This window comes from Hydrogenovibrio crunogenus, assembly GCF_004786015.1.
GTDB lineage: Bacteria > Pseudomonadota > Gammaproteobacteria > Thiomicrospirales > Thiomicrospiraceae > Hydrogenovibrio > Hydrogenovibrio crunogenus.
In genome coordinates this window covers 2144882-2157196 of the sequence record NZ_CP032096.1, presented here as the reverse complement: position 1 = coordinate 2157196, position 12315 = coordinate 2144882, and the positions used below count along the sequence as shown (strand labels likewise).

Annotated in this window: 7 protein-coding genes, 3 tRNA genes and 3 rRNA genes; 10 read left to right on the top strand and 3 right to left on the bottom strand. The window is 44.8% G+C overall.

Annotated elements, in window-relative coordinates:
- Positions 1–367: 367 nt before the first annotated feature.
- From GHNINEIG_RS10270 to fabB, 10 genes are all read left to right on the top strand, one after another.
- Positions 368–1923: ribosomal RNA gene (locus tag GHNINEIG_RS10270) — 16S ribosomal RNA — on the top strand.
- Positions 1924–2000: 77 nt separating this feature from the next.
- Positions 2001–2077 (top strand) — tRNA-Ile (locus tag GHNINEIG_RS10265).
- A gap of 69 nt (positions 2078–2146) precedes the next feature.
- Positions 2147–2222, top strand: a tRNA-Ala gene (locus GHNINEIG_RS10260).
- A 457-nt stretch (positions 2223–2679) separates the two neighbouring features.
- A 23S ribosomal RNA gene (locus GHNINEIG_RS10255) occupies positions 2680–5541 on the top strand.
- Between the two features lie 167 nt (positions 5542–5708).
- Positions 5709–5823 (top strand): 5S ribosomal RNA (gene rrf, locus GHNINEIG_RS10250).
- Together the 16S, 23S and 5S rRNA genes with 2 tRNA genes alongside form the textbook arrangement of a ribosomal RNA operon.
- A 102-nt stretch (positions 5824–5925) precedes the next feature.
- A complete protein-coding gene (locus GHNINEIG_RS10245; protein WP_135796562.1) occupies positions 5926–6675 on the top strand; it encodes a biotin--[acetyl-CoA-carboxylase] ligase in 750 nt (249 codons plus the stop codon).
- Position 6676: 1 nt separating this feature from the next.
- Positions 6677–7423 (top strand): type III pantothenate kinase, encoded by a 747-nt coding sequence (locus GHNINEIG_RS10240; protein WP_135796561.1) that lies wholly within the window; start codon positions 6677–6679, stop codon positions 7421–7423.
- Positions 7424–7470: 47 nt separating this feature from the next.
- Positions 7471–7546: transfer RNA gene (locus GHNINEIG_RS10235), tRNA-Thr, on the top strand.
- A 118-nt stretch (positions 7547–7664) separates the two neighbouring features.
- Complete coding sequence (gene fabA / locus GHNINEIG_RS10230) at positions 7665–8180, top strand: 3-hydroxyacyl-[acyl-carrier-protein] dehydratase FabA (protein WP_135796560.1); 516 nt, start codon at positions 7665–7667, stop codon at positions 8178–8180.
- A 1-nt stretch (position 8181) separates the two neighbouring features.
- Entirely contained in the window at positions 8182–9402 is a 1221-nt protein-coding gene (fabB, locus tag GHNINEIG_RS10225) for a beta-ketoacyl-ACP synthase I (RefSeq protein ID WP_135796559.1), read from the top strand.
- A 64-nt stretch (positions 9403–9466) separates the two neighbouring features.
- Here the strand turns inward: fabB and GHNINEIG_RS10220 are convergent, their stop codons facing one another.
- Genes GHNINEIG_RS10220 through ftsY form a run of 3 tightly spaced genes read right to left on the bottom strand, consistent with a single transcriptional unit; the run spans position 9467 to position 12274 of the window.
- Complete coding sequence (locus GHNINEIG_RS10220) at positions 9467–10111, bottom strand: transglycosylase SLT domain-containing protein (protein WP_135796558.1); 645 nt, start codon at positions 10109–10111, stop codon at positions 9467–9469.
- Positions 10112–10120: 9 nt separating this feature from the next.
- The gene (locus GHNINEIG_RS10215) at positions 10121–11143 is read right to left on the bottom strand and encodes a DUF2914 domain-containing protein (protein ID WP_135796557.1); all 1023 of its coding nucleotides are present in this window, start codon (positions 11141–11143) and stop codon (positions 10121–10123) included.
- Positions 11144–11152: 9 nt separating this feature from the next.
- Positions 11153–12274, bottom strand: a complete 1122-nt coding sequence (ftsY, locus tag GHNINEIG_RS10210) for a signal recognition particle-docking protein FtsY (protein ID WP_135796556.1) — start codon at positions 12272–12274, stop codon at positions 11153–11155.
- Positions 12275–12315: the final 41 nt, after the last annotated feature.

Below are 12315 nucleotides of genomic sequence, written 5' to 3'. Positions count from 1 at the left end.
TCAAATAAAGCAGCTACGGCAGCGGAATTTGGAAGTGTTTAAAAGGGTTTTTTGAGTGGCTATTTGAGATGAAAATCGAGAATAAAAACTTCGAAAAAAAAGCGTAAAAAAAGCTTGACGCTGATTAGAAGTTAAGCCTATAATACGCGGCTTACTGAGACGGAACACGAAGTGAGACGGCTTGGTAAGGAAGACCAAGAGTTCTTTAAAAATCAGGTAATTCAGAGATAATTTATGTGGAAGTTACTTAAGTGAGTAACCGCAAATATAAAAAATCTCGACAACTATGTATATGGTAAAACATGTACCTTGTTAATTTCGAGAGTTTTGTGAGCAGTTAAGCTCATTAAAAAACATAATCAAGATTAAACTGAAGAGTTTGATCCTGGCTCAGAATGAACGCTGGCGGCAGGCCTAACACATGCAAGTCGGACGGAAACGACAAGAACAATCACTTCGGTGTGCGTTTTTGGGCGTCGAGTGGCGGACGGGTGAGTAACGCGTGGGAATCTACCCTTTAGTTGGGGACAACATATGGAAACGTATGCTAATACCGAATATGCTCTACGGAGTAAAGGTGCCCTCTCCTTGGAAGGTATCGCTAAAGGATGAGCCCGCGTTAGATTAGCTAGTTGGTAGGGTAAAGGCCTACCAAGGCGACGATCTATAGCTGGTTTGAGAGGATGATCAGCCACACTGGGACTGAGACACGGCCCAGACTCCTACGGGAGGCAGCAGTGGGGAATATTGCACAATGAGGGAAACCTTGATGCAGCCATGCCGCGTGTGTGAAGAAGGCCCGAGGGTTGTAAAGCACTTTCAATTGTGAGGAAGATTAAGTAGCTAATACCTGCTTAGTTTGACGTTAACTTTAGAAGAAGCACCGGCTAACTCTGTGCCAGCAGCCGCGGTAATACAGAGGGTGCAAGCGTTATTCGGAATTACTGGGCGTAAAGCGCGCGTAGGCGGACTGTTAAGTCGGTTGTGAAAGCCCTGGGCTCAACCTAGGAACTGCATCCGATACTGGCAATCTAGAGTTTAAGAGAGGGAAGTGGAATTCCAGGTGTAGCAGTGAAATGCGTAGATATCTGGAGGAACATCAGTGGCGAAGGCGACTTCCTGGCTTAAAACTGACGCTGAGGTGCGAAAGCTTGGGTAGCGAACGGGATTAGATACCCCGGTAGTCCAAGCCGTAAACGATGTCAACTAGCTGTTGGCCTTATTAAAAAGGTTAGTAGCGTAGCTAACGCGATAAGTTGACCGCCTGGGGAGTACGGTCGCAAGATTAAAACTCAAAGGAATTGACGGGGGCCCGCACAAGCGGTGGAGCATGTGGTTTAATTCGATGCAACGCGAAGAACCTTACCATCCCTTGACATCCTGCGAACTTTCTAGAGATAGATTGGTGCCTTCGGGAACGCAGTGACAGGTGCTGCATGGCTGTCGTCAGCTCGTGTCGTGAGATGTTGGGTTAAGTCCCGCAACGAGCGCAACCCTTATCATTAGTTGCTAACATTTAGTTGAGAACTCTAATGAGACTGCCGGTGATAAACCGGAGGAAGGCGGGGACGACGTCAAGTCATCATGGCCCTTATGGGATGGGCTACACACGTGCTACAATGGGGGGTACAAAGAGCAGCCAACTGGCGACAGTGCGCGAATCTCATAAAACCTCTCGTAGTCCGGATCGGAGTCTGCAACTCGACTCCGTGAAGTCGGAATCGCTAGTAATCGTGAATCAGAATGTCACGGTGAATACGTTCCCGGGCCTTGTACACACCGCCCGTCACACCATGGGAGTGGGTTGCAAAAGAAGTGGGTAGTCTAACCTTCGGGAGGGCGCTCACCACTTTGTGATTCATGACTGGGGTGAAGTCGTAACAAGGTAGCCCTAGCGGAAGCTGGGGCTGGATCACCTCCTTTAAGACAAAGACGGTTGCGAGCTTAAGCTAGCTTTCACATAAATTATTTCTGAATTACTGAAAAGATGAGAACGACCTGGGTCTGTAGCTCAGTTGGTTAGAGCGCACCCCTGATAAGGGTGAGGTCGGTGGTTCAAATCCACCCAGACCCACCAATTTTTGCACTAAATCGTTAGTCAGAAATGAAATCAGGGGAAGAAAGATCACCTGCTGATTACCCGATTGGGGCTATAGCTCAGCTGGGAGAGCGCCTGCCTTGCACGCAGGAGGTCTGCGGTTCGATCCCGCATAGCTCCACCAATATCCCTGTTAATGAGTTTTAGTTACAAAAGTAACTAGAGTTTATTAACAGTCATATTGGCTGAAGAAACAAAGAAGTTCTTTAAAAATTAGGAAAAATCTCTAAGTTAAAAAATAAACTTAGAAACAATAAACTGGCGTTATTTGATGATAACGACAGCACTTTAAACTTTAATTAGTTTGAAGTGTCGCCAGTTTATTGAGTTAGTCCAGTTGTCTCCAACGACTGGGCTAACGAGGTAACAATGTATCTTAAGAGTTCAATGATTTTGATATGACGAATGTAAAGGTTCCGATATTAAAATCACGATACAAACTCAAGCGAGAACATGTCAGCGTAAAAAACTTTTAGTTACGTACACTCATTAGATCTTATAAACAGAAGCAGTTCATAAATGGTATAGCTACCAGAACTTGTGGAGTTAACAAAAGGCATAAGGTTATTTTTGAGTTGTATAGTTAAGTGACTAAGCGTACACGGTGGATGCCTAGGCGGTAGAAGGCGATGAAGGACGTAGTAACTTGCGATAAGCCACGGGGAGTTAGTAAACAAGCTTTGATCCGTGGATTTCCGAATGGGAAAACCCATCCTTTATGGATATCCCTTTATGGGAGGCTAACCTGGAGAACTGAAACATCTAAGTACCCAGAGGAAAAGAAATCAACCGAGATTCCCCAAGTAGCGGCGAGCGAACGGGGACCAGCCCTAAAGCATTTATTAAGATAGCAGAACACTCTGGAAAGTGTGACGATACAAGGTGATAGTCCTGTATGCGAAATCTTATTAAGTGTTATTCGAGTAGGACGGAACACGTGAAATTCTGTTTGAACATGGGGGGACCACCCTCCAAGGCTAAATACTCTCTACCGACCGATAGTGAACCAGTACCGTGAGGGAAAGGCGAAAAGAACCCCTGAAGGGGAGTGAAATAGAACCTGAAACCGTGTACGTACAAGCAGTAGGAGCCCACTTGTTGGGTGACTGCGTACCTTTTGTATAATGGGTCAGCGACTTACGTTATGTTGCGAGGTTAACCGAATAGGGGAGCCGAAGGGAAACCGAGTCTTAAATGGGCGTTTAGTAGCATGGCGTAGACCCGAAACCGGGCGATCTATCCATGGCCAGGTTGAAGGTGCCGTAACAGGTACTGGAGGACCGAACCCACGTATGTTGAAAAATGCGGGGATGAGCTGTGGATCGGAGTGAAAGGCTAATCAAGCCCGGAGATAGCTGGTTCTCCTCGAAATCTATTTAGGTAGAGCCTCATGTCTCACTGTTGGGGGTAGAGCACTGTTATGGTCTAGCGGGCCGTCAAGGCTTAGCAGCCCATTGCAAACTCCGAATACCAACAAGTGCAATCATGGGAGACAGACAGCGGGTGCTAACGTCCGTTGTCAAGAGGGAAACAACCCAGACCACCAGCTAAGGTCCCTAAACACTACTCAGTGGGAAAGGATGTGGGAAGGCTTAGACAGTCAGGAGGTTGGCTTAGAAGCAGCCATCCTTTAAAGAAAGCGTAATAGCTCACTGATCGAGTCGGCCTGCGCCGAAGATTTAACGGGGCTAAGTAGTGTACCGAAGCTGTGGATGCCATTTATGGCATGGTAGAGGAGCGTCGTGTAAGCCTGCGAAGGGGTGTTGTAAAGCATCCTGGAGGTATCACGAGTGCGAATGCTGACATGAGTAGCGATAAAGGGAGTGAAAAGCTCCCTCGCCGAAAGACCAAGGTTTCCTACGCAACGTTAATCGACGTAGGGTTAGTCGACCCCTAAGACGAGGCCGAGAGGCGTAGTCGATGGGAAGCAGGTTAATATTCCTGCACTTTTTATAACTGCGATGGAGGGACGGAGAAGGCTAAACTAGCTTGCTGATGGTTGCAAGTTTAAGGTAGTAGGCAGAGATCTTAGGCAAATCCGGGATCTTAATGCTGAGAACTGATGACGAGTCCTCTTTTGGACGAAGTAGTTGATGCCATGCTTCCAAGAAAAGCTTCTAAGCTTCAGGTTATAAAGAATCGTACCCCAAACCAACACAGGTGGTCAGGATGAGAATTCCAAGGCGCTTGAGAGAACTCGGGTGAAGGAACTAGGCAAAATAACACCGTAACTTCGGGAGAAGGTGTGCCCCTGCCGGTGATGAGACTTGCTCTCTAAGCTAGTGGGGGTTGCAGAGACCAGGTGGCTGCAACTGTTTACTAAAAACATAGCACTGTGCAAAATCGAAAGATGACGTATACGGTGTGACGCCTGCCCGGTGCCGGAAGGTTAATTGATGGGGTTAGCTTATGCGAAGCTCTTGATCGAAGCCCCGGTAAACGGCGGCCGTAACTATAACGGTCCTAAGGTAGCGAAATTCCTTGTCGGGTAAGTTCCGACCTGCACGAATGGCGTAATGATGGCCACACTGTCTCCACCCGAGACTCAGCGAAATTGAACTCGCAGTTAAGATGCTGCGTACCCGCGGCTAGACGGAAAGACCCCGTGAACCTTTACTACAGCTTTGCACTGGACTTTGATACTATCTGTGTAGGATAGGTGGGAGGCTTTGAAGCAGTGACGCCAGTCATTGTGGAGCCATCCTTGAAATACCACCCTGATATTATTGAGGTTCTAACCTAGGGCAGTGAATCCTGCCCAGGGACAGTGTATGGTGGGTAGTTTGACTGGGGCGGTCTCCTCCTAAAGAGTAACGGAGGAGCGCGAAGGTACCCTCAGCACGGTCGGACATCGTGCAATGAGCGCAAGAGTAAAAGGGTGCTTGACTGCGAGACAGACACGTCGAGCAGGTGCGAAAGCAGGTTCTAGTGATCCGGTGGTTCTGTGTGGAAGGGCCATCGCTCAACGGATAAAAGGTACTCCGGGGATAACAGGCTGATACCGCCCAAGAGTTCATATCGACGGCGGTGTTTGGCACCTCGATGTCGGCTCATCACATCCTGGGGCTGAAGTCGGTCCCAAGGGTATGGCTGTTCGCCATTTAAAGTGGTACGCGAGCTGGGTTTAGAACGTCGTGAGACAGTTCGGTCCCTATCTGCCGTGGGCGTTGGAGAATTGAGGGGGGCTGCTCCTAGTACGAGAGGACCGGAGTGGACGATCCGCTGGTGTTCCAGTTGTCATGCCAATGGCATTGCTGGGTAGCTATGATCGGAAAGGATAACCGCTGAAAGCATCTAAGCGGGAAACCTGCCCCAAGATAAGTTCTCCCTAGACTTTAAGTCTTCTAAAGGGCCGTTAAAGACTATGACGTTGATAGGCAAGGTGTGGAAGTTCAGTAATGAATGAAGCTAACTTGTACTAATTACCCGTGAGGCTTAACTATACAACTCAAAAGTAACTTTTGTTTATCAATGGATGAACTGAAGGTTGACATGTTTGAGCTTGAGTAAGACTCTAAAGAGCATTGAAGCCTAAGTTAAGATTTAAACAGAGATTTTTCCAAATTCAGTGAGTGGTTCATGACAATGAACCGCTTACATAACCCAATTGCTTGGGGACAATAGCAAGATGGAACCACCTGATCCCTTTCCGAACTCAGAAGTGAAACGTCTTAGCGCCGATGGTAGTGTGTCAGGTGGCATGTGAGAGTAGGTCATCCCCAAGCTTATATTCTGAAAAGCCCGTAGCTGTTCAATCACTACGGGCTTTTTTTTTGCGTTGACTATCGAAATGCACCATACTAATCTTTTCACCCTGGATTCTTTTAATGACTCTGCAAGATAGCCCATTTCATTTTATTGAATTTGATGAAGTTGATTCCACAAGCGGTTTCTTAAAAACGGAATTAAAGGCGGGAAACTTAAGTGGATATAACTTATGTACCACCCTAAACCAAACAGGGGGATATGGCCAAAGAGGACGAGAATGGGTCCATTCTGGATCTTCTCTAGCTTTTTCCTTATCAATACCATTTGAGCTGCCCATTCACCTTTACACCTTTCTGAGTTCATCTATTGCGCTGCTTCTTCGTGACTGCTTAGCCCAAAATTCATCTGAGTCATTTCAAGTTAAATGGCCAAATGATGTTTTTGTGCCTGGCGGAAAAGTGGCTGGCTCATTGCTTGAGTTGACGACAGCTCAGGCAACAAAGCAGACTTATCTGGTGATTGGTGTAGGCGTCAACTTATCTGAAATTAAGGATAAACAAAATAAATTTAAGGCTGGCTGGGTGTCAGATTTAAATCGTGAACGATTTTTAATCGATTTTTCTTCTGCTATTTATGCTTTATTTTCAAAGGCAGAAAATTCTTTAAATTTCAAGTTAGAAGAGTGGTTGAAACATGATTTTTTTAGCCCGAACCAGCCAGTGATTGTGTATCATAGCGACCATTCTAAAGTCGGTTTGTATAAGGGACTCACTCCTTCTGCAGAAGTGCAGGTTGAGATTGAAGGTTATGTTGAAACTTATCAATCAGGTGCTGTTTCCATAAGACCCATAACAAGTGAACAAACATAGTATGTTGATATTTTTTGAACTCGGTAATACTCAGCTAAAAGCAGCAACAATTCATAAAGGAACTTATCGGTTTCTCGGAAACGTGAAGCACGATGCGATTCTGTCAGGAGAGTTTATTGAGTCTTTTAATTTAGATGAGCAGAATTCTTCGGCAGTGTATGTCAGTTCCGTGGCACCTTCTGAGTTGAATGCGACTTTAACAGAGCTGATACAACAGTATTTTAAAGTCTACCCCACGTTTTTAGCCACGCAACCAAGTTGTTGTGGTATTCAGTGCGGATATGAGCGATTTGATCAATTTGGCGTAGATAGATGGATGGCGATTCTAGGCGCTTGCTCCGGGTCGAGCAAGCCTACTTTTATTGTAGATGCTGGAACCGCTCTTACTGTAGATGCTGTTATTGATAAGAAGCATATAGGCGGTTTTATTGTGCCGGGGTTAGGCTTAATGCGGGATTCTTTATTAAAGAATACCGCTTTAAACGAACAGTCACTAGTGCTTGAGCCTGCCCAAGATGGGTTATTGGCAAAAGATACTGCTGGTGGTGTTATGGGAGGCACTTTGTATATGGTTGGCTCTTATTTGAACAGCTTGATTTCTGACCTTGAATTGGAGACGGGTCGAAAATTTAATTGTATTGGAACCGGAGGTGATTTTTTATCACTCAAGCCGGTGCTGGATAAGCCATATACCTATATTGAGGATTTAACTTTACGTGGCATGAAAGAAGTTATCGAAAGTTTATAAAAAAGTGTTGACATAAATCGCCAACAATTTATAATACGCCGCATTCAGCCGACATAGCACAACTGGTAGTGCAACTGATTTGTAATCAGTAGGTTGGGGGTTCAAGTCCCTCTGTCGGCACCATATTCTAAGCCCGCATTCCAAGAAGGAATCGCGGGCTTTTTTGTATGTGGTAATTGCGTTGTAATGAAAATCCCTCTACTGTTATAATATAATCAAATTTTACAAACCTGGAAAATACATGGAACAGCAGTCTAGCTATAACAAAGAAGAACTTTTATCCTGTGGGCGTGGCGAACTATTCGGTCCCGGTAATGCACAACTACCTTTACCCCCGATGTTAATGTTTGATCGCATTACCCATATTTCTGAAGAAGGTGGGGCTTATGGAAAAGGTGAGATTCGAGCAGAGCTAGATGTGAAGAAAGATTTGTGGTTTTTTGAGTGCCACTTTAATGATGATCCAGTGATGCCTGGGTGTTTGGGTCTGGATGCTATGTGGCAGCTAATTGGTTTCTTCCTAGGTTGGACAGGTGGTCCTGGACGAGGCAGAGCTCTAGGTGCTGGTGAAGTTAAGTTTTATGGCCAGGTATTACCAACAGCTAAAAAAGTTGAATATGTTATTAATATGAAGCGAGTAATCAAGCGTAAGCTTTATATGGGGATTGGAGATGCCCATTTATATGTTGACGGACGAGAAATCTACTCGGCTGAAGACTTAAAGGTTGGTTTGTTTACAAATACGGATAATTTTTAAAATGAAAAGAGTCGTCATTACAGGTCTAGGTGTTGTTTCAAGTTTAGGAAACAATAAGGAAGAAGTCACAGATTCTTTGCGCAATGGTCGTTCAGGAATTGTTTATGCACCAGAATATGAAGAAAATGGTCTTCGTTCTCATGTGCATGGTGCTGTTAAAAACTTAGATTTTTCTGAGCATATTAACCGTAAAAGCTTACGCTTTATGGGAGATGCCGCTGCTTACACTTATATTTCAATGGATCAGGCTATTAAAGACGCTGGTTTAACAGAAGATCAAGTTTCAAATGTACGTACAGGTCTGGTTGCCGGTTCTGGTGGCGGGTCGAACTCTAACTCTACACAAGCAGTAGAAACTGCTCGCGAGAAGGGGGTTAAACGTGTCGGGCCATACATGGTGACTCGAACGATGGGGTCAACTGTTTCAGCTTGTTTAGCGACCCCGTTTAAAATTAAAGGAATCAATTATTCAATCAGCTCAGCATGCTCAACTTCTGCACATTGTATTGGAACCGCTGTAGAGCAAATTCAACTTGGTAAACAAGACATTGTGTTTGCTGGTGGTGGTGAAGAGCTACACTGGACGATGTCTGTTTTATTCGATGCGATGGGTGCACTTTCTACAAAATACAATGATACGCCAGATAAGGCATCTCGTGCTTATGATGCTGATCGTGATGGTTTTGTTATTGCCGGCGGTGGCGGCATGGTCGTTGTTGAAGAGCTTGAGCATGCTTTAGCTCGTGGTGCGAAGATTTATGCTGAAATTACCGGTTATGGTGCTAACTCCGATGGCTATGACATGGTTGCTCCTTCTGGTGAAGGCGCTGTTCGTTGTATGAATCTTGCTCTGTCGACAGTCAAGGGCGACGTTGATTATATCAATCCACACGGAACTTCTACTCCGGTTGGAGATACGAAAGAAGCGGCAGCGATTCGTGAAGTGTTTGGTGCTAAAGTCCCTAAGATCAGTTCAACTAAATCAATGTCGGGACATTCCTTGGGTGCAGCAGGAGTGCATGAATTCATTTATAGTTTGATGATGTTAGAAAATGACTTTATTGCTCCATCAATCAACATTGAAACAATGGATCCAGAATGTGAAGGGATGCCGATTGTTACTGAACTACAAGAAAATGCGGGGTTAACTCGTATGATGAGTAACAGTTTTGGTTTTGGTGGAACTAATGCGTCATTGGTTTTTGAAAAATATAAAGGTTAAGAAAAACGTCTTAACTTATTAAAAAAGGCCGCAAAAGCGGCCTTTTTTATTGCCCAACGTAAAATTAACAGTATGGCCATGCGGCACGACATTGTCCTTTCGATTTAGAAGGGCTGGAAGATGAGTAGGCCTGGTTACACTTTTTAAGCTGCTCTTTATAGCGTATAGATTGTTTAGTGACTTTATAGGCCACTTTTTTTAGCCAGGGTTTTCTTAGATAGGTCTTTCGAGAATAGCCCCCTTGTCCTTCATGATAGGCTAAATAAAGATTGTAAGTGTCATGCCGAGAAATGCCATTACGTTTAAAGGACTGGTAGTTATACCAGCCAATAAAATCCATCGAGTCTTCAATATTTGTTCGTCTTGCAGACCAGTTCCCGGTTGATTTCTGGTAGTCATACCAGGCAGGGTCTTGCGCTTGAGTATAGCCGTAAGCGGAAGATCGTCTTGGTAATGGAACCAATCCTAGTGCGTATTCCCTTGCGGGTTGTGCGTCATGTTTGAAACGTGATTCCTGATGTACAAATGCCATTAAAATATAGGCCGGCGTGCCCCATTTTTTTTCTGCATCAAGCGCCGCATCTTCCCAGTCCGAATCATGATCAAAAACCGAACAAATATTATTGTATGATGACTTAGGTGGGTTGGATGAACAGCTGGCTAATAACAAAGCTGACAAAGAAATAAAAAGGGCAGATAACTTCAACATATGGCTTTTTTACTCTATATAACGGAATGAATGGCGGTCAATAACATTTTTATGTTGGTCTAGAACTTCAATATACCACTGTCCTTTCCAAGCACTGGTGAGTCGCTTGCTTGACCAGGTCCGATAAAGTGGACTTTTAATTTGTAACGACACCGTTGCCATAACACGACTTTGGTAAATCCAACGATGATAAATTGTTTGGTCTTTCGCGTTGGCAATTTGAGTGAAAAAATACAGTTTTCGAACATACTTCGGTATCACCGTCGGCAATGCCGTTGTTGGTTCATGGTTGGTTATGCCAATGGTAAGCTGGGCAGCTTTAATCTCAATGTCACTGGGCTGTATTTTTTCCAGATTATGAGCCGGTTGTTTTGGTTGTTTTTCTCGCTGGTTTGCGGCTAAGTCCAAGCGTTGTTGTTTTGATAACAGGCTTAAGGTTTTTTCATCCGACTGATTTTCAAGAGAAGCATTTGATGGGATTAATTGGTTTTCTGGCGGGACGGCTTCAGCATCGAGTTTTAATGTCTTGTTCTGCTTTTCTTCCGTAACCGGTGTATTCTCGTCAATGACACTTAAAGACTGGTCGATGAATGCGATTTTTTCAGAAGCCGTTTCAGGCAGTTTTTGCGCGGTTTTTTCGTCAGCAGTTGACGTTTTTAAAGAAACACTATTTGTCTGCTGTGGCGTAGACTTTTCATTGGCCTGAAACAGACTTTGATCAATGCGGTGTTGTTGTTCTGCATTGTCTTCATTCATTTGGTTGATCATGAGGGATGCCGTGCCTATGCCTGCCAGCAACATCATTAGAAACCACGCAAACCGACTTCTCCACGGTGGTTTGGCATCAATTTCCTTGGCCGCTGCCATTTCTTCATGAAGTTGGTCCCAACCTTGTTGGAAATACGTGCGCATTTCAGGGTCATGCTTAATCACACTGGGCATATGGGATACAGGCTTGCCTTCCATTGCCATGCGGTATCCTTTTTTATAAGCATAATGATGGTTGGCATTTGTTGTTTCAGGGATGCTCATGCGTTTTCCTTAACCGACATTAGACTGATCAAATAACGCTTCAGAAAATTCGTTCGCATCAAATGGACGAAGGTCATCAATGGCTTCTCCTACGCCAATAAAACGTACTGGAATGCCAAGTTTTTCTGCAAGTGCGAAAATAATGCCGCCTTTTGCCGTACCGTCCAACTTGGTGAGTGTGAGCCCGGTAATTTCAACCGCTTCATAGAACTGTTGGGCCTGACTCAATGCATTTTGTCCTGTTCCTGCATCCAGCACCAGCATGACTTCATGCGGTGCCGAGCTGTCTACTTTCTGAATGACTCGTTTGACCTTTTTCAGTTCTTCCATCAGGTTTGATTGGGTGTGAAGTCTTCCTGCCGTGTCCGCGATTAAGACATCAACGTTTTTAGCCGTTGCGGATTGAATGGCATCAAAAATAACAGCCGCTGAATCAGCGCCAGTTTTTTGAGCGACTACGGGAACCTGGTTTCGCTCTCCCCAAGTTTGCAGTTGTTCAACTGCTGCGGCGCGGAAGGTATCCCCAGCTGCCAGCATCACAGACTTGCCTTCATTTTGAAATTTCTTGGCCAGTTTACCAATGGTGGTGGTTTTTCCAACACCGTTGACGCCCACCATTAAAATTACAAAAGGCCCTTCTTTTTCAGGTAACACCAATGGTTGTGTGACAGGCTCAAGCAAGCTTTCAAGTTGTTTTTTCAGTGCTTGAATGAGTTTTTCCGGCTCTTTGAGTTCTTTTCGAGACACTTGGTCGGTCAGGTTTTGAATGATGGTATCGGTCGCTTCAACCCCAATATCAGCGGTTAATAGAATCATTTCCAACTCGTCCAGTAACTCATCATCGATTTCCTTGCGACCCATGACCAAGCTGGCGAGGTTTTCGGTAAACCCTTTTCGTGTTTTGCTTAAGCTGTTTTTTAGGCGGGTAAAAAGCCCAGGCCTGGCGGTTTTTTCTGGCTCTGCTGGTTTTGCTTCAATTGATTGGGAGGGGGCATCTTCAACAAGTGCATCGGTTTCAAGGAGCGCTTCGGGCTGTTTTTCGGTTGTTGTTTCAGACGATACAACGTCCGCTGAGTCTTTTTGAACTTCTGTTTCAGATGATTTATCTTTACGTTTTAAAAAACTAAACATGTGTCTTCCTGTTTTCAAGTTTCGTTCATACTTGAATGAAT

Coding starts and splice junctions, on each gene's coding strand:
- GHNINEIG_RS10245 (WP_135796562.1), top strand. CDS start 5,926: ATGACTCTGCAAGATAGCCCATTTCATTTTATTGAATTTGATGAAGTT.
- GHNINEIG_RS10240 (WP_135796561.1), top strand. CDS start 6,677: ATGTTGATATTTTTTGAACTCGGTAATACTCAGCTAAAAGCAGCAACA.
- fabA (WP_135796560.1), top strand. CDS start 7,665: ATGGAACAGCAGTCTAGCTATAACAAAGAAGAACTTTTATCCTGTGGG.
- fabB (WP_135796559.1), top strand. CDS start 8,182: ATGAAAAGAGTCGTCATTACAGGTCTAGGTGTTGTTTCAAGTTTAGGA.
- GHNINEIG_RS10220 (WP_135796558.1), bottom strand. CDS start 10,111: ATGTTGAAGTTATCTGCCCTTTTTATTTCTTTGTCAGCTTTGTTATTA.
- GHNINEIG_RS10215 (WP_135796557.1), bottom strand. CDS start 11,143: ATGAGCATCCCTGAAACAACAAATGCCAACCATCATTATGCTTATAAA.
- ftsY (WP_135796556.1), bottom strand. CDS start 12,274: ATGTTTAGTTTTTTAAAACGTAAAGATAAATCATCTGAAACAGAAGTT.